Genomic DNA, 21237 nt, shown 5'->3' on the forward strand with positions numbered 1-21237 from the left:
CCTTGATGCGTCAGCGCCGCGCACGGGCAGGCGTATTGGTGGTCAGGTGTTCACGCAGATAGTCGGCGCCGGCCTGGACGACCTTGGCCGGCTCGCGTGGCTGGTCGTGCTCGATGATGTACCAATGCACGCCGGCGACCGCCGCGGCAGGCAGGATCGCGTTCCAGTCCAGCACGCCCTGGCCGACCGCAGCGAATCCACCTTCGTCTTCGGCCTGGCCCTTGGGCACATTGTCCTTGGCGTGTACCGCAAATACGTGGCCGCGGAACTTACCCAGCATCACTACCGGGTCCAGTCCCGCGCGCGCGACCCAGGCCAGGTCCAGTTCGGTCTGCAGTTCGGGGCCGGCGGCGGCGAACAGCAGCTCCAGTCCGGTCCTGCCATTGAAGTCGACCAGCTCGAAGTCGTGGTTGTGGTAGGCCAGCTGCATGCCCTTGCCGCGCACCTGCCTGGCAATCCGGCCCAGCTCCCGGCCCAATGCGGTCCAGCCGGCGGCATCGCGCGGACGATCCTTCTGGTCCAGGTAGGGCACCACCAGCGTGCTGTTGCCAATCGAGCGGTTGAAGGCCACCACGGCATCCAGGTTGTCGCGCAGCTCGGCCAGCTGAACGTGCGACGAAACCGCTTTGATCGAGTAACGGTCCAGCAACTGTTTCAGTTCCGCAGCGCTTGCATTCTGCGTACCGACGGTCTCCACCGCACGCACGCCCGCGTCGTGGACGATCTTCAGCTGTTGGTCGAGCGGGCCGGCGTTGCGCAGCGTGTACATCTGCACGGCGATGGGCTTCTGCGCACCGGCTGTGTTTCCTGCGAAGGCGGGCAGGACTGCGAGCAGCAGCAGGACGAGGGTTGCAGTTCTACGGACAGGGATGTTCATCAACAGATCCTCCCGGGATTCAACCGATGGCGGTCCAGGTGCGTGACCTGGCCGATGCAATGACACGATCAACGATCTGCGCCGAGCGCAGGCCGTCTTCGAAGGTGGGCAGGCCCTGCGGCCGCTCGCCGTCAATGGCGCGATAGGTGTCGGCTACGAACGCTTCGAAGCATTGGCCGTAGCCTTGCGCGTGTCCCGCTGGCAGCGGCGACAACCGGCGTTGTTCGGCACTGCCGGCGCCCGGGCCGCGCACGAAGATTTCCTCGCGCTGCTCGGGCAGGCCGATCCACAGCCGCTCGGCATCCTCCTGGTTGAACGCCACGCTGGCGTTGGCGCCGTCGATCTCGAACCAGAGCCGGTTGTGGCGTCCGGCCGAGACCTGGCTGACCGTCAATGACGCCAGCGTGCCCGCGCCGGTCCTGAACATCGCTGCGGCTACGTCCTCGCTCTCGACCGCTTGCTTTGCGCCGTCTGTCGCCGGCGTGCTGAAACTCTGGGAAGTGGTTGCGCTGCGCTCGGCGATCACCGTGGCAAACGCCGCGTTCACTTCGGCGAAGCACTCGCCGCTGACCCATTCAACCAGGTCGCACCAGTGCGACCCGATGTCAGCGAACACGCGCGATGTGCCGCCCAGTGCCGGGTCAACCCGCCAGTTGTTGCTGGCCGGGTCCAGCAGCCAGTCCTGCAGGTAGCTGCCATGGATCAGGTGCAGCGGCCCCAGGTCGCCCTGCGCGATGCGCGCACGCGCCTCGCGGACCACCGGGTGGTAGCGGTAGACGAAGGGGACGGTGGCGACCAATCCGGTCGAGGCGGCCAGCGCCGCCAGCGCCTGCGCGTCGTCCAGCGTCGTCGCCAACGGTTTCTCGCAGATCACGTGCTTGCCGGCTTCCAGTGCGGCCTGCGCCATCGCGCGGTGCAGGTGGTTGGGCGTGCAGATGTGCACGACCTGTATCTGGGGATCAGCGACGACGTCCTCGATATCGCGATAGGCGCGCGGGACATTCCACACGTGCGCCACCTCGCGCGCGCGCTGCGGCGACGAGGCGGCCACGCCGCGCACCTCGGCGCCAGCCAGCAGTGCTGCGCGGCGATGCACCGCGCCGATCATGCCGGTACCAACGATGGCGATTCCAAGCGGGGGCATCGGCTGGTCTCCTCAGGGTGTGGACGACGCCGCCGCCGCTACCGGGCGGTCGCGGAACAGCAGCAGGAAGGCGATCAGCACCACCAGTGCGACGCCGGCAGGGAACAACCAGATCTGCTGCCAGTCCGGGCCCGCTGCAGTGGTGAAGTGCTCCACCACCGCACCGGACAGGAAGGTACCGATCAACATGCCCACGCCATAGGTGGCCAGGGTGATGAAACCCTGCGCACTGCTGCGCGCGGCGGGGCCGGCGTGTGCGTCGGTGTAGATCTGGCCGGTGACGAAGAAGAAGTCGTAGCAGATGCCGTGCAGCACGATGCCGATCACCAGCAGCGGGAAGCCGCTGCCCGCATCGCCGAAGGCGAACAGGGCGTAGCGCACCACCCAGGCGGCCATGCCGACCGCCAGCATGGTCTTCACCCCCAGCCGCACGAACAGGAATGGCATGGCCAGCATCAGCAGCACTTCGGACACCTGGCCCAGCGACTGCAGGCCGGCGGCGCCCTGCACGCCCAGGTCGTTGAGATACGGATTGGTGAAGTTGTAGTAGAACGACAACGGGATGCAGATGGCGATGGAGGCCAGGAAGAACACCAGGTAGGCACGCGACTTCAGCAGCCGCAACGAATCCAGCCCCAGGATCTGCCCCAGCCCGGCATCGCGCTGCTGTGCCAGTGGCGGCGTGTGCGGCAGGGTGAACGCATACAGGCCCAGCACCAGCGATGCCGCCGCCGCCATCCGGAAGGTCAGTTCAAGCCGATGCGCCTGTTCCCAGCCCAGCCAGCCGATCAGCACCCCTGCGACGATCCAGCCGACGCTGCCGGCCACGCGTACCAGCGGGAACTGCTTCTCCGGCGATTGCATGTGCCGCATGGCGACGCTGTTGGCCAGTGCCAGCGTCGGCATGAACAGCAGCATGTAGCCCATGACGCACGCGGAAAACACGCTGAAGCTGGTGGCGGTGGACGCCAGCCACATCAGCACCGCGCCGGCCAGGTGCAGTACCGCCAGGATGCGCTGTGCCGCGAAATAGCGGTCTGCGATCAGGCCGACCAGGAACGGCGCCACGATGGCACCGATCGACTGGCTGAGAAACGCCGTTGCCACCTGGCTTGCGCTGGCCTGCAGCGGGCCCTGTACCAGGTAGGTGCCCAGGGTGACGAACCACGCCCCCCAGATGAAGAACTGCAGAAACATCATCGCGCCCAGGCGCGACATGGCGTGCGTCATGGCTTGCCCTCCCGGGGCGGTCTTGGCTCAGATTCCCAGCATGCGGCGCAGTGATCCAGCGTCCGTGTCGCTCCCGGCAAAGTCGTCGAAGGCGCGTTCGGTCACATGGATGATGTGATCGCGGATGAAGGCGGCACCCTCGCGCGCGCCGTCCTCGGGATGCTTCAGGCAGCACTCCCATTCCAGTACCGCCCAGCCCGGGAAGTCGTACTGGGCGAACTTCGAGAAGATCGCCTTGAAGTCGATCTGGCCGTCGCCCAGTGAACGGAAACGGCCCGGACGATCGATCCAGTCCTGGTAGCCCGCGTACACGCCACTGCGCGCGCTGGAGCGATACTCCGCGTCCTTGACGTGGAAGATGCCGATGCGGGCGTGGTAGCGGTCGATGAAACCGAGGTAGTCCATCTGCTGCAGCAGCAGGTGGCTGGGGTCGTACAGGATTTTCGCGCGCGGGTGGTGATCCACCACATCGAGGAAGCGTTCGAAGGTCGCGCCGTCGTGCAGGTCCTCGCCGGGGTGGAGTTCGAAGCACAGGTCCACGCCGCAGGCGTCGAACACATCCAGGATCGGGCGCCAGCGACGGCCGAGTTCGGCGAAGGCTTCTTCCACCAGTCCCGGCGGGCGCTGCGGCCACGGATAGAAGTAGGGCCAGGCCAGCGCACCGGAGAACGTGGCGTGCGCGGTCAGCCCCAGGCGCTGGCTGGCCTGCGCAGCGAGCCGCAGCTGCTCCACGGCCCAGGCCTGGCGCGCCGGCGGGTTGCCGCGCACGTCTATGGGTGCGAATCCGTCGAACAGGCTGTCGTAGGCGGGATGGACCGCGACCAGCTGCCCCTGCAGGTGGGTTGACAGTTCGGTGATCTGCAGGCCGTGCCCGGCCAGCATGCCGGCAACATCGTCGCAGTACGCCTGGCTGCGTGCCGCCTCGGCCAGGTCGAACAGGTGGGGCGCGGAGGTGGGGACTTGTACGCCAGAATAGCCCAGACCCGCGGCCCATCCGGCCAGCGTGTCCAGCCGATCAAAAGGAGCCGTGTCGCCGATGAACTGCGCCAGGAACAGCGCTGGACCCTTGAGCGTCTTCAACGTGATTCGCCCTCGATGCAATCGATTGCATTATCCTAGCAGGGGCGCACGCAGGACCTGTTGTGCACTGCACAGCGGACAGGAGAACTAACGCCATCGCCACCATCTACGACATCGCCAGGCACGTCGGCGTCTCCGCAGGCACGGTGTCACGGGCGCTTTCCCGGCCGGACAAGGTGCTGCCGGCCACCCGTGCGCGTATCGAGCAGGCCGCCGCCGCATTGGGCTATGTGCCCAACACGGTGGCGCGCACGCTCAAGACCCAGCGCAGCGGCAAGATCCTGGTCACCGTCCCGGACATCGCCAATCCGTTCTTCGCACAGATCCTGCAGGGTGCGGAGGAGGCCGCACAGGCGGTCGGCTACGCGGTTCTGCTGGGCGATACCCAGCATCAACCCGATCGTGAGGAGCGCTACGCACAGATGCTCAGGCGCAACGAGGCGGACGGCATGATCGTGCTGGGCCATCGCCTGCCACCGACCGCGCGCGAGATCGTCGAGCAGCGCGGCGCGGCTGCGCCGGTGGTCAATGGATGCGAGTTCGACCCCGCACTGGGCATCCCCAGCGTCCACATCGACAACGCGGCCGCCGCACGCGCGGTGATGGAGCACCTGTACGGCCTGGGGCACGAACGGATCGCCGTGGTCGGCGGGCCACCTGACAACCCCCTGCACCAGCAGCGGTTGGAAGGGGTCCGGGCCGCCGGCAAGGCGCGGGGTCGCCTGCGCCAGCTGAGCATCGTGCCGGGGGACTTTTCCGTTGAGTCCGGGCATGCGGCGGTGATTGCGCTGCTGGACGGCACGCCCGTGCCGACCGCGGTGTTCTGCTTCAGCGACCAGATGGCACTGGGGGCACTGGCGGCCTGCCGTGACCGGGGTATCCGCGTTCCAGACGAGCTCTCCATCGTCGGCTTCGACGACCTGGCCTCCTCGCGTTACCTCACCCCGCCGCTGACGACCGTCCGGCAGCCGATGCGTGAAATCGGCGAGCGCGCGGTCAACCTGCTGCTCGCGATCATCGAACAGGTCGATGTACCGCTTCAGCAGACGCTGGAGTTCAGCTTCATGCTGCGCGGTTCGACGGCGGTGCCCAGGCGGTAGCGGAGGCGAGGCAGGGCAGCCGGAGCAGGGCGGCCGGCCCGCGCGCCGTGCCACGACCTTGATCCCGAATTGACGCAAAGCTGTCAGACTCATCGCAGGCAGCCCGGCAAGGGCCGTAGCAGCAGGTGCGATCGCGCAGGGGGGGGCAATGCCATTCTTCACCGATTCGGCGGAAGGCGCGGTCGAAGGCATTGGCGCGGCACGTCGCATCGGCTGGATGCGTTTCGTCGGCAATGGACTGGGGGCAATCCCCATCGCTTCGATCATCCTCGAACGCCACGATGGGCCGCTGGCATGGGCCCTGCTGCTGCTCAACGCGCTGGCGTGGCCTGCGCTGGCATTGATGCTGACCCAGCGCTCCGGCCAGCCCGCGCTCGTCCAGTTCCGCTGCATGGTGGCCGACTCCTTTTTCGGCGGTGGCTGGATCGCCTTCATGGCGTTGAGCGCGGTACCCAGTGCACTGTTCACCGCACTGCTGGTGGCCGACAAGATCGCTGCCGGTGGCGTTCGCCTGGCGATGCGCGCCACGCTGGCCCTGCTGCTGGGCTTCGCTCTGACCTGGTGGGCGCTCGGCTTCCCTTACCAGCCGGTCACCTCGCAGCGCACGATCGTGCTGAGTGTCCCGTTCCTGTTCGTGTATGGCATCGGCCTGAGCATTCTCAGCTGGCAGCTGGCGCGCCGGGTCAAATCGCAGAACCGCCAGCTGCAGCGGCTCAGCCGGATGGATCCGCTGGTCGAGCTGGCCAACCGTGGTTTCCTGATCCAGCGTGCGCAGCAGGCGCTGGACCGGGCCCAGGGCCAGGGCGGCCTTGCCTGCCTGCTGATGCTCGATGTGGACGACTTCAAGCGCATCAATGACTCGCATGGCCACCGCGCCGGTGACGAGGTGCTGCGGCATATCGCGGCGACATTGCGCACCGTTGCCCGGCCCGGTGATACGCCCGCGCGGCTGGGGGGCGATGAGTTCGTGGTGCTGCTGCGCGACTGCGCGCCTGTGGATGCGATGCACGTGGCCGAGCGGGTGCGCCTGCACCTGCTCGAGGCCGCGCGGCAGGCCACGCCGGGTGTGGAATTCAGCGTCAGTATCGGCATTGCGGCCACGCCGCGTGGCGGCAGTGTCGAGGACTGGTTGGCACTGGCCGACCGCGCGCTGTACCACGCCAAGCGCCAGGGCAAGAACACCGCCAGCTACGGCGAGTGAGCGCGCGTGGGGACGGCACGGCTGCTGCCGGCCGAGGATGAAATGCCCATTCATCCTGCACGCGGAATCAGCACGCCAATCCTCTACCATGGGCCACCCCGCCCGGACGCGCTCCCATGCAAGACGCTCTCGTTGCCCAGCCCAAGCCCCCCATTCCAAGGATCGCGGCGTGGCTGATGATGCTGCTGGGCATGTGGCTGGCGCTGAAACTGGGCCTGGTGGTCACCCTTCTGTCCGGCCTGCTGGTGTTCCAGCTGACCCACCTGCTGGCCTCCACCGTGGAAGGCAGGCTGCCGCCGGGACGCGCACGGGCGATCGCAGTGATCGTGCTGTCGGCGATCATCATCAGCGCGCTGGTACTGGCCGGGATCGGCGTGGCCTCGTTCTTCCGTAACGAGACCGGCGGCCCGGACGCATTGCTGGCGCGCCTGATGGAGATTCTCAACACCTCGCGGCACCAGGTGCCGGCGCTGCTGCAACCCTACATTCCCGAGGACATGCCGGCACTGCGCGCGGCGCTGAACGACTGGGCCGCCGAGCATCAGCGCCAGCTGGGCGTGGCCGGTACCTCGGTGGTCCAGGTCGGTGTGCGCGTGCTGATCGGCATGGTGCTCGGCGCGATGATCGCGCTGTATGACGAACTGCCGCTGCCGAAGATGGGCCCGCTGGCGCAGGAGCTGATCGGGCGCACCAGCCGCCTGGCCACCGCGTTCCGCCAGGTGGTGTTCGCGCAGGTGAAGATCTCGCTGCTCAACACCGTGTTCACCGCGATCTTCCTGCTGGGCGTGCTGCCGTTGTTCGGCGTGCACCTGCCGCTGTCCAAGACCCTGGTGCTGATCACTTTCCTGGCCGGCCTGCTGCCGGTGGTGGGCAACATCATCTCCAATACCATCATCACCATCGTCGCGCTGTCGGTCTCGTTCTACGTGGCGGTGGCGGCGCTGCTTTACCTGATCGTGATCCACAAGCTGGAGTACTTCCTCAACGCGCGCATCGTCGGTGGCGAGATCCAGGCGCGTGCCTGGGAGCTGCTGCTGGCCATGCTGGTGATGGAGGCGGCCTTCGGCCTGCCGGGCCTGGTCGCCGCACCGGTGTTCTATGCCTACGTGAAGCGCGAACTGGTCGACCAGCGCTGGATCTGACGCGGCGGGGCATGACGTAATTTGCCCCGATTCGACAACCCGTGCGGCCTTTGTCGGTGCGTTCGCGGCGGGCGCGGTATACCCATGGCAACGATTGATCCGGTAGCGGCTTGGCGCCTGTGCAGGCGGCCGCTACAGTGTTGTGCACTACAGGGGAAATGTGCATGGCCCGCAAGGCGTCGCCCATCGGATTGCGGACCTGGGTCTGGATCCTGGCCGGGCTGTTCGTAGTCTGTACGCTGCCATTGATGGCCATCGCGCTGGTGCAGGGCACGCTGCGCTTCACTGCCGCCGAGGACAACCTGGTCAGCCTGCGCCAGCTGCGGCAGACCTTCGACCTGGCCAACCTGGTGTCGGCCGAGCGCGGCCCCGCCAACAGCCTGCTCGGGGCCGACACGGCCGATGCGGGCGAACAGGCCCGGCTGGCGGCGGAGCTGGCAGTCGCGCGCAAGCGGGTCGATACCGCCCTGCAACGCCTGGACACCGTGTTCAACGCTGACCCGGGCGTGGTCGACGAACACGGGCTGCTGGCCGATGCGCAACGTCGCCTGCAATCGGCGCGGGCCGCGGTGGACCGGGTGGCGGCACAGCCGCATGGCGCGCGCCAGGTGGAGGACGTGGAGCGCGCGATCAGCAGCATGTTCGCCGTGGTTGATCGCCTGCACGTGCTGACCTCGGCGCAGATCAACGTGCTGGTCAGCGCCGACCGCGAAGCGGCGATTCCGGCGATGCAGGGCCAGGTGCTGATCGACCTGCGCGAGCATGGCGGCCGCCTGGCCTCGAACGTGATGGCGCCGGTGGCGGTACCGGGGGCCTGGCGTGACGAACAGGTGCGGGCGGCATTGCAGACCGAAGGCCGCCTGCTGGAGCTGTGGCGGCTGGCAGGCAGCCATGAAGCGGTGTTCCGCAGTGATCCGGCGCTGTCCTGGCATTGGGACATGGCGCGCCGGCAGTTCTTCGGCGAATCGCTGCCGATGATCGAACAGTTGATCGAGGATGGCCGGCGCGGCGTGCCGCCGCCGTGGACCACCGCCGAATTCACCACTCGCTACGTGCCGACCCTGCGGTCGCTGGAAGCGCTGCGGGACGGCTACCTGAGCGTGTCCATCGCCCGTTTCGAGCGCACCCGCAATCGCGAAGCGACGCGCCTGGTGGTGCTGGTGGCGACGGTGCTGGGCACGCTGGTGGTGCTGGGCGTGGCGCTGCGCATCGCGCATCTTCAGATCCTGCGGCCGCTGCTGCAGGCGCAGAAGCAGGTCATCCAGATCGCCTCGGAAGCGCCCGGCCCGGAGCAGCATGTGACCCACCCGCTGGCCGAGATGCAGCGCCTGTTCGATGCTATCGAAGTGCTGCGCGAGAAGTCGCGCGAGCGCTCGGCGTTGACCAGCGAGCTGCGCCAGCTGGCCGGCACCGATGAGCTGACCGGGCTGTTGAACCGGCGCGCGCTGGACGAGTTGGTGCAGCAGCGTCATGCCGACGGCGGCAACAGCGCGGTGGTGATCCTGCTGGACGTGGACCGCTTCAAGGCGATCAACGATGGGCACGGGCATGACGCCGGTGACGAGGTGCTGGTGCAGGTGGCACAGCTGCTGCAGCGCCACCTGCGCCGCAGCGACAGCATTGCCCGCTATGGTGGCGAGGAGTTTCTTGTGTTGCTGGCCGACGGTGATCTGGCCGGTGGCCGCCAGCTGGCCGAGTCGCTGCGGGTGGCGCTGCAGCGGCTGGACATCGCCCTGGTCGGTGGCAAGGTGCTGCGGGTTACCGCCAGCTTCGGTGTGGCCGAGGGCGGCACCGACGCGCTGGGCTGGCGCACCCTGCTTCGTGCCGCCGACGCGGCCATGTACCAGGCCAAGGCGCAGGGCCGCGACCGCGTGCGCGTGGCCGGCGGCGGCCGCAACGCACGTTGACGGCACCCATCAGCCGATCTGCGCATGCACGCGCCGCAGCGTGCGCGCAATCATCCGGCGTGCGATGGGACGCGGCACCGAGAGTCCACGCCAGCGCAGCGCACCCACGCGGAAGGTGGCGCTGGCAGTGGCCAGCACCTTGCCGGCCGGGTCGGTCAGCCAGCCGCGGGTGAAGGCGATGCTGCCCTTGCTGTGCTCGACTTCGCCCCAGCCGATGATCCGCCCGGGCCGAGCGGGGCGGACGAAACTGGCCTTGGATTCGACCGTGACCGCGATGCGGTTGGCAGGCAGGGTGGCGTAGATCGCTGGCCCCATGCAGTCGTCCAGCATCGCTGACAGGAAACCGCCCTGCACGTTGCCCATCGGGTTGGTGAGCACCGGCCCGGCCTCGAACTCGACCTGGATGCGGCGCAGTGCATCGTCGTAACCGACGAAGCGCCAGCCGAGCAGGGTGCCGGCCTGGGAGCGTGGAAGATCACCGTTGACCACGCTGTAGAAGATCGATTCGGGATTCATCGTGGAGCCTCGCGGGGGAGAGGAGAGAAAAAGAACTCACTGCGGTAGCGACAACAGGGCCAGCACGAATCCGATGACCGACAGCAGCACCACCGCGGCGCCGGCGGGCACCGGTGTACGCGCACCGGTGCGTCGCCGCACGCCGGAAGCGACCAGGACCGGCGGCAGGGTGGCGACCAGGCAGAACAGCTGGAACGCCAGCAGCTGCGGCAGTGCGAAGTGACCTCCGAAGAAGATCAACCAGGCCAGCATCACGCCGGCACCGGCCAGTGCGATCCAGGCAGCGCCGACCACGCGGATGAGTGCCATCAGCAGCACCTGCATGCGGGGGTCGATCTGTGCCCACGGCCTGTCCACGGCCTGGCCGTGGTAGGGCATGAAGTCGGAGCGTTTCAGATAGGCCGCAGCAAACAGGGAGACAATGAAGAACGCCAACAGGTAGCAGCCGAACGCGAGCCAGGCGGACAGGTCCATGTGGAGGCCATGCGGTTGCGGAGGAAAGGCCGCGTTTGTACCGGCAGCCATGCCGGTCGCGCCACGGGGTTGCGCGATTCTGGGGCAGCACGCCGTTAGGGGCGTGTCGCGGCTTGCAGGGCCGTTCCTCCATCTGCCGTTAACGCCAGTGTGGTGGTGAGGAATGCGTCACGTACGCGCCATGCGCTCTATCTCGTTTCCTGTGAAGAGGCCGCAACTACCCGTCCACGCCCAGGTCACCGCGCTGCGCAGACGCTGGGATCCCATTCCATGAAGGACGACGCCATGACCCAGCTCACCCTGCCCGAACTGGCCAGGAAAATGGCCGGCATTGATTTCACCCTGCTGCAGACCCACGCCGGTGGAGAGATTGCCGGCCGTCCGATGAGCAACAATGGCGACGTGGACTATGACGGTGACAGCTGGTTCTTCACCACCGAAGACACCGACATGGTGCGCGAGATTGAAGCTGACCCCGCCGTTGCGCTGGGTTTTTCCGGCAGCAAGTCGCTGCTGGGCAAGCCGCCGCTGTTCGTGCACGTGCAGGGCAGGGCTGTGCTGGTGCGCGACCGGGCCACGATGAGCCAGCACTGGGTGAAGGACCTGGAGCGCTGGTTCGAACAGGGCGTGGATACACCGGGACTGGTGCTGATCCATGTGCGCGCCAGCCGCATCCACTACTGGGATGGCGAGGACGAGGGCGAAATCGTGATCTGACCGGAACCGCGCAGCGCCCGGCGCATCGCGTTCCAGGGTCAGCAGTGCGCAGGGTGTGCTGCCGGACCCTCAAGGTTGGCCAGTTCCGGTGCCAAGGCGTGCTCCACCGCGCGCCGCAGCAGTGCCGGTGCGACATAGTGCCGGTGCCCGGCGTCGATCAGGGCCATGTACATGCCGCCGAACGCATTGAGGGTCTGCACGCGTGAGCCCAGGCTGATCTCGACGTGTCCATCGCGATGCCGCTGCACGCGCACGCTGCTGCGGAAACGCAGGTGCCGATCGTCGGCGCCGAGCAGGACTTCGGCGTCGTTGTCCTGCGTATCGATGTGCGAATCCAGCACCGGGAATCGACCAGCGAACAACCGGCTGCGATCGGTCGACAGCAATGACGACACCGGGCATCCCAGCGGCGACGTGCGCAACCGCAGCGGTGCCACCAGTCGGTTTCGCAGCGCCATCAGATGGCCTACGCCGCTGGGTGGATTGCGCAGGAAGCCCTCCAGTACGTCGGCCAGCAGCGCCGACGCGGAACGGTGGACCACCTGCGAGGGTTCCAGGCACAGGGTGGTCAGGTCCTGGTAGTGGCTGTGCGGCAGCGCTGTGGTCAGCAGGCCATCGGTGGGCGCGGGCCGCGAATGGATGGGATAGGCCGGTGTGGCACGTTCGACGAACCCGCGCAGCGGCCGTATTGGGATGCGGCGCAGCGGGCCGAGCACGGCACGGGTACGCGCGCACAGGAGCGCGCACACGCTGGGAGGTGCCGCCTGCAGCGACAGCTGCAACAGCGGTGCCGCCGCAAGCGAGGTGCACGAAGGCCAGTGCGATTCCGGAAGCACCTCGGTCAGGCTGGGGATATCGGCGGCATTGCGCTCCACCTGCGCACGGGTCTGCTCGCTCATTCGGCCTGCCAGTTCATCGCTGTGGCAGGACAGCGCAAACAGCGCCGGATGTGCAGGATGGTTCGACGCGAACTGGTGCCAGGTGCCGCCGCCGAAGCGCACGGTAAACAGGCAGTCCGGTGGGATGCGGACGCGCCGAAGCGTGCGCGCGAAGGCACCAGGACCTGCTGCCAGCTGCGCGTCGGAGGCGGTAGCGAAACGCAGCTCGGCTCCCGCGCTGCCGGCGATGGCGGTGAACATGCGCGGGCCTGCATGGCGATGAAACGGGTGGCCACCGGCACCGACGGTGAAGCTGTACAGCGAGGAGGCATCCCCGTGCTGCAGGTGCATGCCACCCAGTCGCGCCGAAGGTTCATCCAACGCATCGATGAAGGCCGGGTGGTGGCGCTGACGCTGGCCGGCGTCACTCACCAGCGCGTCGCCGGCACCGATGCCGAGCTGCGCGATCAGGGTGACTTCGGTCGGACTGACGCCGTCCTGTGCCGGAAGCTGCACTGCTGGAAACGAACGGCGATCGCGGGTCGAACCAGGCATGGTCATGCTCCTTGGCGGGGCGGATCAGCGGGCGGGGGACTTGCGGCGGGCGCGGGCTTCACGTTTGAGCGGGCCGCCGACCGGGCAGACTTCGGCCGCCCACGAGAACAACGTGTTGGCCAAACGGTCGGGTACCTGCCTGAAGTACACGAACTGGCCGCGTTTCTCGCGTTCGATCAGTCCGGCTTCCTCGAGGATGCGCAGGTGGCTGGACAACGCCGGCTTGCTGAAGTCGAAGCGCTCGGCCAGCTCGCCCGCGCTGAGCTCGCCGGCGCTGAGATAGGCCAGGATCTGCCGGCGGGCGGTGGAGGCAAGGGCTTCGAAGATGCGGTCCATGGAGAGCTAGTTAACTAATTCGTTAATTCATGTTGCTCCCGCAGCTTAGGACTGTCAAGCCATGACCCATTGCGCGGCGCGCCCGGGCTTTGCCATCCTCCCTGCTGTTTTCCGTAGCGTGGAATCCCGATGCGTCCTGCGTTCTGGCTGGCTTTGGCCCTGCTGCCCACCCTGGCGGTGGCGCAACCCGCGCGTACTCCCAAGGCCAAGGCCCCGGCGCAGGATCCCTTCAGCGAGTTGTTCGATACCGCCTGCATGCAGCACATCGGCGCGCCGGCGCGGTTGCAGTCGCTGATGGAATCCAACGGGCTGTCACCGCTGCAGCCTGCCGAAGCGGCAACGTTGCTGCAGGGGCAGTCGGGCGTGGCCTGGATGGTGCCGCTGGCCAGCGGCCGTTATGCGGTCAGCTGGGCCGACGACGGCACCTGCTCGGTGTATGCGGAAAAGGCCGATGCGGCGGTGGTGCAGAAGGGCTTCGCACGGCTGGTGCAGGCGGCACCGAAGCCATTGCAGGCGCGCTCGCTGCCGGGCCGTGGTCCGCTGTCGGCCGACCAGGTGGCGATCCAATACGGCTGGGCCACGCCGGGGCAGGCCAAGCTGCAGGTGCGCTTCCGGCTGGTGACGCGGCAGGCGGCCGAGGCCGGCGTACAGGCGATGGCCTCGGTGACGCCGGGGGACGCGATGCTCGAACCCGCGGCTCCCACCCCGTAACGCCTGCCGGGGCCCGCGCCCAGCCGGTGGACCATGCCCGCGATTCAGCCTTTCACGCAGGATGTGGTATATCGTTTATCGATAAATCCACCCTGGGGCGGCGAGGCCACCCCAATGCCGGAGGCCGCTTGACCGCTCGTCCCGCCCGCGCCAGACCCGCGCGAGGCTTGTTCACCCTGGCCCAGGCCGCCGTACAGGCCGTCCGGGCGATGTGCTGGCTGGGCATCCTGGCCGCACTGCTGGCGGTGCCACTGGTCGCCCATGACCGCCGCTGGCTGCTCGACAGCGTGCATGACGCCGAGGCCGCCGCCGCGCATGGCAACGACCTGTTCCTGCACTTCTGCCTGGGCCTGGGCGCGATCGTCGCGCTGCTGGTGCTGTGCCTGCTGTTCCTGCGCCATCTGCTGAGGCTGCTGAAGTCGGCGGCGCGCGAGCGGCCGTTCACCCATGCCAATGCACAGCGCCTGCAGCGCATGGCCTGGCTGATGCTGGCAATGGAACTGCTGTCGATCCTGATCGGTGCCTACGCGGCCTGGATGGGCCCGGATTTCACCTGGATGGAGGTGGGCGGCGGCATGTCGATCACCGGGCTGGTGGCGGTGCTGATGCTGTTCGTGCTCGCACGCGTGTTCGCCGTGGGCGCGGCGATGCGCGATGACCTTGATGGTGTCATCTGATGGCGATCGTCATCACCCTGGACCGCATGCTGCAGGCACGGGGCATGACCCTGTCCGAGCTGGCCGGGCGCATCGACATCACCCTGGCGAACCTGTCGATCCTGAAGACCGGCAAGGCGCGAGCCATCCGCTTTTCCACGCTGGATGCGATCTGCCGCGAGCTGCAGTGCACGCCCGGCGACCTGCTTGGGCATGACCCGGCGCAGGCGCAGGATGCCGACTGAGTGGACGCCCTTTTCCCTTACCCACTGACAAAACGGACCTGAAATGGAATGGTTGGCTGACCCCTCGATATGGATGGGCCTTGCAACCCTGGTCGTGCTGGAGATCGTTCTCGGCATCGACAACCTGGTGTTCATTGCGATCCTTGCCGACAAGCTGCCGCCGCACCAGCGCGACCGCGCGCGGGTGATCGGCTTGGCGCTGGCACTGCTGATGCGGCTGGTGCTGCTGGCGGCGCTGGCCTGGATCATGAAGTTGACCGAGCCGCTGGTGACCTTGTTCGACCACAGCTTCTCCGGGCGCGACCTGATCCTGCTGGGCGGTGGCCTGTTCCTGCTGTTCAAGGGCACCATGGAACTGCACGAACGGCTGGAAGGCCGCGCGCATCACGAGGATGGCAAGAAGGTCTATGCCAGCTTCGCGATGGTGGTGGCACAGATCGTGGTGCTCGACGCGGTGTTCTCGCTGGACTCGGTGATCACCGCCGTCGGCATGGTCGACAACCTGGGCGTGATGTATGCGGCCGTGACCATCGCCATGGCGCTGATGCTGCTGGCCAGCAAGCCGCTGACCCGCTTCGTCAACAAGCATCCCACCGTGGTGGTGCTGTGCCTGGGCTTCCTGCTGATGATCGGCTTCAGCCTGGTGGCTGAAGGCCTGGGCTACAAGATCCCGAAGGGCTACCTGTACGCAGCGATCGCTTTCTCGATCCTGGTCGAGGCGTTCAACCAGTGGGTGCGTTTCAACCGTGAGCGCAACGAGCGCCGCCAGCCGTTCCGCCAGCGCACCGCCGATGCCGTGCTGAGGATGCTGGGCGCGCGTCCAGCGAACGGCCACGAGGACGAAGGCGTGGACGAGCAGGTGGACGCCGACGAGCGCCTGCAGCCGGCGGAGCACGAAATGATCCGCAGCGTGCTGGGCCTGGCCGATCGTCCGGTGTCCAGCGTGATGACTGTGCGTGCCGACGTGCAATGGATCGACCTGGCGCGTGGTCAGGAGGATGTGGTGGCGCGCCTGGTGGCCTCGCCGCATACGCGCCTGCTGGTCGGCGACGGTGACCTGGACAGCCTGCGTGGCGTGGTGCAGAGCCGGGACGTGCTGGCCGACCTGCTGCAGGGCAAGCCACTGCAGCTGGAGGGCAACCTGCGCGAACCGCAGTACGTTCTGTCCACTGCCAGTGCGCTGCAGGCGCTGGAACTGATCCGCCAGCATCCGGTGCCGCTGGCGGTGGCGGTGGACGAGTACGGCAGCGTGGAGGGCCTGGTGACCGCCAACGACCTGCTGGCGGCGATTGCCGGTGACCTGGTCGATACCCAGGACGAGCGCTATGGCGTGGTGGCGCAGGGCGAGGATCAATGGGAGGCCGATGGTGCGCTGACCCTGGACGACCTGCAGCGTTTGGCGGGCGTGTCGCTGCCCCGCAGTGCCGACTACATGACCATCTCGGGTCTGGTGCTGGAGCAGCTGGGCCGCCTGCCGGACGTCGGCGACGCGGTGGAGGTGGCCGGCGTGCGCATCACCGTGCTGGCAATGGAGAAGCGCCGTATCGCCCGCCTGCGGGTGGAGCGCCTCGACGGAATGGCCTGACCACCCGTTGTTGTAGAGCCAGGCCCATGCCCGGCTGCGTGTCGAGAAGCCGAGCATGGGCGTGGCGCTACACAACACGGCCCGCAGCCGTCACCATGGCGGGCCCGCTTTCTGTCATGGATGGTTGCAGTGCTGAGTACGATCGGTTTGTTGATGGGCCTGTATGTGGCCTGGCGCCTGTTCTGGCCGCTGCGCATGCCCATCGGGTTGAAGGTCGTGCTGTCGCTGCTGGTGGTGGCCATGGCCGTGCAGCTGCGCATCGTGGCCACCTTCTGGGGCACGATGGCATCACCGGAAATCCCGAAGATGGCCATCGCCGTCCTGGCCACCGGCTCCACGGCGGTGCTGCTGCTGGCGTTGCTGATGCTGGTGCTGGATGTGGGCCTGCTGCTTTCGCGCCTGCTGCGTTGGCCGCGCATCGTATCGGCCCTGCGCGCCTCGAAGCTGCGGCCGTTGGCCGGCCTGCTGGCGCTGCTTGTGAGTGGCTATGGCATCAGCCAGGGCATGGCCGTGCCCCAGCCCAGGCAGATCGACGTGGCGATCAAGGATCTGCCTGCTGCGTTCGACGGCTATCGCGTGCTGCAGCTGACCGACATCCACGCCAGCCGCCTGCTGACCGGCGACTGGGTGCGCAGCGTGGTGGACGAGAGCAACGCGCTGAAGCCGGACCTGATCGTGATCACTGGCGACCTGATCGACGGCAGCGTCGAGGCCCGCCGTGACGACGCGCGCCCGTTGGCCGATCTGCAGGCGCCGGACGGCGTCATTGCCATCACCGGCAACCATGAGTACTACGCGCAGTATCAGCAATGGATGCAGGCGTTCCGCGCGCTGCGCATGCAGGTGCTTGAGAACAGCCACCTGCAGGTGCGGCGCGGCGATGCGGCGCTGACCATCGCCGGTGTCACCGATCCGGTGGCCGCACGCTACGGCCTGCCGCTGCCGGATCTGGACGCTGCACTGGCCGGTGCCGATCCCTCTGCACCGGTGATCCTGCTTGACCACCGCCCGCGCAACGCGCGCGAGGCGGCGGCGCGCGGGGTGAAGCTGCAATTGTCCGGGCATACCCATGGCGGGCAGATCATTGGCATGGACCAGCTGGTGAAGCGGGCCAATGGCGGTTTCGTGTCCGGCCGCTACGACGTGGATGGGATGACGCTGTACGTGGGCAACGGCGCGGGCCTCTGGGCCGGTTTCCCGGCGCGCATCGGCGTGCCTTCGGAGATCACCCTGATCACGCTGCGCCGCGCGCCGTGACCTGAAGTGGGGTCAGATCCCTTTGCCTTTGGCAAAGGGATCTGACCCCGGCCCGTCAGGCCGCCCGCAGCGGCGGCCGCGCATGCGCACTTCGACGCAGGGCCTGCGCCCGCTTGGCGATCCAGCGCACCACGAAGGCGGTGAACAGCAGCGCCGACGGCACCGCATACCAGAAGTTGCCGGGCACGCGCTTGAAGTACGAGTAGGTGAACACCGCCGCGATGATCCACATGCCGGTGACGTGCAGGCGACGCCAGGCGGTGGGTCCCATGCGCCGGGCGAGCCCCCGGTGCGAGGTGATGGCCAGCGCCAGGATGGCGATGTAGCCCACCGTGCCCGGGAGGTTGGCCAGCGCGGAGCGTGCTGGCCAGAACGCCGGGTTGAGGATGCCGAAACTGGTGATGGCGACTGCGTGCAGCAGGTGCGAGAACGCGAAGGACAGACCGATGATGCGCCGTTCGCGCAGCAGGAACCGGGTGAACGGGCCGGGCAGCAGGGTGGCGAAGGAGGATGCCGTGAATGCCCCCAGGAACAGCAGGAACGATGTGCGGGCGGTGAGCCGGATCGCCGCGCGGCTGCCTTCGGCTGCATCGGGATACAGGGCGAAGGCAGCCAGCGCGAACGCGATCAGGACCACGGCGATTGCCACGAACAGGCGCCAGCCGTGCAGGAAGGGAGTATTGGATGCAGCCATGGTGAGACCTCGAAGTAGGGGGCGGGTCGTGCCGGCCGCCGGCCGGCCAAGGAACGGGTAGTGCCGGCCGCTGGCCGGCAACCTCAGAAAGCGGGCAATGCAACCAGCACGCCCGCCGCGCACAGCTCGCCCAGAACAGGCACGCAGGCCATGCGCAATGCGTCCGCTGCCACGTCATGTGTTTCGGACAGCGCCTGCAGTGCCTCATCCACACGCGCGCCGTCGTCACCGAAGACCGAAAGCAGCGCGTAGGCCAGCGGTGACGGTTGCTCGACCTTCAGGCTGAAATCGGCGCGACGCTGGATCACCAGCAGCGTGGGAGCTGCGCCCAACACCGGCTCCAGCCCCTCGTCCTCATGCACCGGCCACCGGTACCCAAGCACCCGCACCAGCGGCGAAACCGCCAGCACATCACTGTCCTCGGGTACGCGCTGCAGCAAACACCCAGCGCCACGCGGTTCAATGTGCAGCGACTGCTGCGTGCTCTCGTAGTGCGCCAGTTCCGCCGCCCAGCCCGGCAGTGCCAGCGTGTCCTGCACTGCCAGCCAGGCCGCGAACTCGCCGGCGATCCGTGGGAACAACGGGGTCTGGCAGGTGTGGTGGGCGTAGTAGTGCGCCACGGTGTCGCGCCAGCGCGACGTGCCCAACTGCTGTTGCAGGCGCGGCAGGCTGCCGGCCAGCAGGGTGTCCAGGCTGTCGATGCACAGGCGGCGGTATACCGCCAGCCTGCGCGCCTCCACGCCATCGGGTGCGGTCTTTGCAGGGTCCCGCACATGATCGGCCCAGCGCCGTTGCAGGGTAGCCAGCGACTCAGCCATGGGCCACCTCCGGCCAACGTGCCTCAGCCTGTGCCTGGCGGATCTGCGCGACCTCGGCCAGCAACCTGGCCAGCGGCGGGAAGTTGAAGTCGCGCTCGAGCAGCGTGGGACGCACGCCCACCCGCATGTAGGCCTCGCGCAACAGCGCCCAGACCACGCCTTTCACCGGCGCACCATGGGTATCGATCTTGAAGCCGTCGTCTTCATCGAAGTGGCCCGCTACGTGCAGCGAGGCGACACGGTGGGACGGCACGTGGGCCAGGAATTCGAAGGCGTCGTAACCGTTGTTGCAGGCATTGACGAAGACGTTGTTGACGTCCAGCAGCAGGTCGCAGTCGGCTTCGGCGAGCACGGCGTTGATGAAGTCGATCTCGCTCATGTCCGCGCCGGCAACGGCGTAGTAGGAAATGTTCTCCACGGCGATGCGTCGGCCCAGCATGTCCTGCACCTGGGCGATACGGCCGGCGACATGGTGAACGGCCTCGGCGGTGAACGGCAGTGGCAGCAGGTCGTAGACATGGCCACCGGCGGCGCAGTAGCTCAGGTGTTCGCTGTACAGCTGCACCTGGTGCAGGTCGAGGAAGGCACGGGTCTGTGCCAGCAGGGTGCGGTCCAGCGGATCAGGACCGCCAAGCGACAGCGACAGGCCGTGGCAGGTCAAGGGGTGGCGCTCGCTGAGTTGGCGCAGCGCGTCGCCGTGTGCACCGCCGACGCCGATCCAGTTGTCGGGGGAGACTTCGAGGAAGTCGATGGCACCGGCCGGCATGGCCAGCAGTTCGTCGATCAGGCCACGGCGCAGGCCAAGACCGGCGGCATGGGTGGGCAGGGGCAGGGACATGGCGGATGCTCCACAGAGAGCGCCGCCTTGAAGGCGGCGCCGGGTGAACGTCGATCAATCGGCAACGCGGGAGAACAGGCCCTTCGGCATCGGCTTGCCGTTGGCGGTGTAGACGCTGCGCAGGTAGTCGTGCGCTTCCTGCTCGCTGATGTAACCGTCGTGGTCGGTGTCGATGCGGTCGAACTCGGCGGCACGCTTGGCGGCCACAGCATTGAACTCGGCACGCGAGACCTTGCCGTCGTGGTCGCGATCAGTGCGGGCAAACGAGGCGTCGCCGCACTTGCCTTCGCCACACTGGCCCTCGGCCACCTTGGCCTTGCCGGCGGGCTTGCCGGTGGTGGCCTTGTTGGCCCCGCACTTGCCTTCACCGCACTTGCCTTCGGCGGCGGCGCTCATGGCCACCGCGCTGATCGCCAGCGGCTGGATCGCCGCGGCCTGGCCGGCCAGCAGCAGGCCACCGGCCAGGGCGATGCCGATGGCACCGATGCGCGGCTGGCGGGAGGAAGAGGTGTTCTTGGTCGAGATGGACATGGTGGTGACTCCTTGGGAAAGCACGCGGGGCGTGCGGGATGGACGCCGCCGAAGAGGCGACGGAAAGCGAAACGCGCGGGAACAGGGGAGTCGGCTCAGGCGGCGCGGCGACGGCGCAGCAGATGGCCCAGCACCAGCACACCGCCGAGCAGGGCACCGCCGAAGCCGATGCCGGGCAACAGCGCGGCAACCGGCAGCAGCAGGGCGATCAGGCTGACGCCCCAACCCAGGCCGTCATCGCGTGCCGTGGCACGGCCGGGGCCGGCCAGCAGCCGGTCCACGCTGAGTGCGCCACCGCCGTTGAGGATCAGTGGCAGCAGCATGGCCAGGAACAGCAACGGCAGCTTGAAGTTGCCGTAGCCCTGGTCGGTGATCGCATAGCCCTGCCAGAGTTCACCCAGGCCGTTCCATTGGTCGGGCCAGTGCACGGCGGCGATGGCAACGATGGTGAGTACCCAGAAGACGTAGGCCACCGAGCGCGTGGCCAGGCCGAGCAGCAGCATCACTGCACCCACCAGTTCCAGCCACGTGGCCAGCTGCCAGTTCAGCGACGCGGGCAGTGTGGAGAACGGGAACGGGAAGCGGCCTTCCAGGTCGGCGAACCAGTTCTGGCCGCCCAGCTTCTCGCGGCCGGATTCAAAGAACTCCCAGGCCGGCAGGGTGCGCAGCGCCAACGGCGAGAGCCAGCGGCCGACGGCGTCCAGGCGGGGCGTATACACGGAAGAAGCGATGCTGATCATGTTGG

23 protein-coding genes are annotated in these 21237 nt (G+C 67.7%); 10 read left to right on the top strand and 13 right to left on the bottom strand.

Features of this window, described 5'->3' with window-relative positions:
- Window positions 1–10 precede the first annotated feature (10 nt).
- From AC5JLE_RS06150 to AC5JLE_RS06165, 4 genes are read right to left on the bottom strand one after another with little or no spacing between them, the layout of a single operon-like run.
- On the bottom strand, window positions 11–877 hold the full coding sequence (locus AC5JLE_RS06150) for a sugar phosphate isomerase/epimerase family protein (RefSeq protein ID WP_496065121.1): 867 nt from the start codon (window positions 875–877) through the stop codon (window positions 11–13).
- Between the two features lie 19 nt (window positions 878–896).
- Window positions 897–2021 carry a Gfo/Idh/MocA family protein gene (locus AC5JLE_RS06155; RefSeq protein WP_496065122.1) on the bottom strand — a complete coding sequence of 375 codons (1125 nt, stop codon included), beginning with the start codon at window positions 2019–2021 and terminating at the stop codon, window positions 897–899.
- Between the two features lie 12 nt (window positions 2022–2033).
- Complete coding sequence (locus AC5JLE_RS06160) at window positions 2034–3251, bottom strand: nucleoside permease (protein WP_049416508.1); 1218 nt, start codon at window positions 3249–3251, stop codon at window positions 2034–2036.
- Between the two features lie 27 nt (window positions 3252–3278).
- Window positions 3279–4331: a sugar phosphate isomerase/epimerase family protein gene (locus AC5JLE_RS06165; RefSeq protein WP_164282915.1), complete on the bottom strand. Its 1053-nt coding sequence runs from the start codon at window positions 4329–4331 to the stop codon at window positions 3279–3281.
- 95 nt (window positions 4332–4426) lie between these two features.
- Here AC5JLE_RS06165 and AC5JLE_RS06170 point away from each other — a divergent pair, with 95 nt between their 5' ends.
- The 4 genes from AC5JLE_RS06170 to AC5JLE_RS06185 all read left to right on the top strand — a co-directional run bounded on the left by AC5JLE_RS06170 (window position 4427) and on the right by AC5JLE_RS06185 (window position 9681).
- Window positions 4427–5431, top strand: a complete 1005-nt coding sequence (locus AC5JLE_RS06170) for a LacI family DNA-binding transcriptional regulator (protein ID WP_111191525.1) — start codon at window positions 4427–4429, stop codon at window positions 5429–5431.
- 148 nt (window positions 5432–5579) lie between these two features.
- Entirely contained in the window at window positions 5580–6632 is a 1053-nt protein-coding gene (locus tag AC5JLE_RS06175) for a sensor domain-containing diguanylate cyclase (RefSeq protein WP_312546838.1), read from the top strand.
- 116 nt (window positions 6633–6748) lie between these two features.
- A complete protein-coding gene (locus AC5JLE_RS06180; protein WP_072168658.1) occupies window positions 6749–7774 on the top strand; it encodes an AI-2E family transporter in 1026 nt (341 codons plus the stop codon).
- 164 nt (window positions 7775–7938) lie between these two features.
- Window positions 7939–9681 carry a GGDEF domain-containing protein gene (locus tag AC5JLE_RS06185; RefSeq protein WP_049418973.1) on the top strand — a complete coding sequence of 581 codons (1743 nt, stop codon included), beginning with the start codon at window positions 7939–7941 and terminating at the stop codon, window positions 9679–9681.
- A 9-nt stretch (window positions 9682–9690) separates the two neighbouring features.
- On the opposite strand, the gene AC5JLE_RS06190 is transcribed toward AC5JLE_RS06185, so the two are convergent.
- Both AC5JLE_RS06190 and AC5JLE_RS06195 read right to left on the bottom strand, forming a co-directional pair.
- Window positions 9691–10197: a PaaI family thioesterase gene (locus AC5JLE_RS06190; RefSeq protein WP_262216606.1), complete on the bottom strand. Its 507-nt coding sequence runs from the start codon at window positions 10195–10197 to the stop codon at window positions 9691–9693.
- A gap of 36 nt (window positions 10198–10233) precedes the next feature.
- Window positions 10234–10671 carry a hypothetical protein gene (locus AC5JLE_RS06195; protein ID WP_049418964.1) on the bottom strand — a complete coding sequence of 146 codons (438 nt, stop codon included), beginning with the start codon at window positions 10669–10671 and terminating at the stop codon, window positions 10234–10236.
- A gap of 285 nt (window positions 10672–10956) precedes the next feature.
- Between AC5JLE_RS06195 and AC5JLE_RS06200 the strand changes: the two genes are divergently transcribed.
- Window positions 10957–11388 (top strand): pyridoxamine 5'-phosphate oxidase family protein, encoded by a 432-nt coding sequence (locus AC5JLE_RS06200; RefSeq protein WP_032961543.1) that lies wholly within the window; start codon window positions 10957–10959, stop codon window positions 11386–11388.
- A 38-nt stretch (window positions 11389–11426) separates the two neighbouring features.
- Here the strand turns inward: AC5JLE_RS06200 and AC5JLE_RS06205 are convergent, their stop codons facing one another.
- Both AC5JLE_RS06205 and AC5JLE_RS06210 read right to left on the bottom strand, forming a co-directional pair.
- A complete protein-coding gene (locus AC5JLE_RS06205; protein WP_496065123.1) occupies window positions 11427–12821 on the bottom strand; it encodes a DUF2867 domain-containing protein in 1395 nt (464 codons plus the stop codon).
- 24 nt (window positions 12822–12845) lie between these two features.
- Entirely contained in the window at window positions 12846–13157 is a 312-nt protein-coding gene (locus tag AC5JLE_RS06210) for a metalloregulator ArsR/SmtB family transcription factor (RefSeq protein WP_004147836.1), read from the bottom strand.
- 129 nt (window positions 13158–13286) lie between these two features.
- Between AC5JLE_RS06210 and AC5JLE_RS06215 the strand changes: the two genes are divergently transcribed.
- The 5 genes from AC5JLE_RS06215 (at window position 13287) to AC5JLE_RS06235 (ending at window position 17611) form a co-directional block, all read left to right on the top strand.
- The gene (locus AC5JLE_RS06215; RefSeq protein WP_046429431.1) at window positions 13287–13868 is read left to right on the top strand and encodes an NMCC_0638 family (lipo)protein; all 582 of its coding nucleotides are present in this window, start codon (window positions 13287–13289) and stop codon (window positions 13866–13868) included.
- A gap of 209 nt (window positions 13869–14077) precedes the next feature.
- Entirely contained in the window at window positions 14078–14545 is a 468-nt protein-coding gene (locus tag AC5JLE_RS06220; RefSeq protein WP_041864087.1) for a DUF2975 domain-containing protein, read from the top strand.
- Entirely contained in the window at window positions 14545–14769 is a 225-nt protein-coding gene (locus AC5JLE_RS06225; protein ID WP_012479411.1) for a helix-turn-helix domain-containing protein, read from the top strand. The genes AC5JLE_RS06220 and AC5JLE_RS06225 overlap by 1 nt, the downstream gene beginning before the upstream one ends.
- A 43-nt stretch (window positions 14770–14812) precedes the next feature.
- The gene (locus tag AC5JLE_RS06230) at window positions 14813–16354 is read left to right on the top strand and encodes a TerC family protein (protein WP_032960799.1); all 1542 of its coding nucleotides are present in this window, start codon (window positions 14813–14815) and stop codon (window positions 16352–16354) included.
- 120 nt (window positions 16355–16474) lie between these two features.
- Complete coding sequence (locus tag AC5JLE_RS06235; protein ID WP_496065124.1) at window positions 16475–17611, top strand: metallophosphoesterase; 1137 nt, start codon at window positions 16475–16477, stop codon at window positions 17609–17611.
- A 55-nt stretch (window positions 17612–17666) separates the two neighbouring features.
- Here the strand turns inward: AC5JLE_RS06235 and AC5JLE_RS06240 are convergent, their stop codons facing one another.
- The 5 genes from AC5JLE_RS06240 to AC5JLE_RS06260 form a co-directional block, all read right to left on the bottom strand.
- Window positions 17667–18305, bottom strand: coding sequence for a ferric reductase-like transmembrane domain-containing protein (locus AC5JLE_RS06240; protein WP_496065125.1), 639 nt, complete (start codon window positions 18303–18305; stop codon window positions 17667–17669).
- A gap of 83 nt (window positions 18306–18388) precedes the next feature.
- The gene (locus AC5JLE_RS06245; RefSeq protein ID WP_496065126.1) at window positions 18389–19123 is read right to left on the bottom strand and encodes an HvfC family RiPP maturation protein; all 735 of its coding nucleotides are present in this window, start codon (window positions 19121–19123) and stop codon (window positions 18389–18391) included.
- A complete protein-coding gene (locus tag AC5JLE_RS06250) occupies window positions 19116–19961 on the bottom strand; it encodes an HvfB family MNIO-type RiPP peptide maturase (protein ID WP_496065127.1) in 846 nt (281 codons plus the stop codon). The genes AC5JLE_RS06245 and AC5JLE_RS06250 overlap by 8 nt, the downstream gene beginning before the upstream one ends.
- A gap of 54 nt (window positions 19962–20015) precedes the next feature.
- Window positions 20016–20492, bottom strand: a complete 477-nt coding sequence (locus tag AC5JLE_RS06255; protein ID WP_100449598.1) for an HvfA family oxazolone/thioamide-modified RiPP metallophore — start codon at window positions 20490–20492, stop codon at window positions 20016–20018.
- Between the two features lie 95 nt (window positions 20493–20587).
- Window positions 20588–21232 carry an HvfX family Cu-binding RiPP maturation protein gene (locus AC5JLE_RS06260; protein WP_496065128.1) on the bottom strand — a complete coding sequence of 215 codons (645 nt, stop codon included), beginning with the start codon at window positions 21230–21232 and terminating at the stop codon, window positions 20588–20590.
- Window positions 21233–21237: the final 5 nt, after the last annotated feature.

It is taken from the genome of Stenotrophomonas sp. (assembly GCF_059505245.1).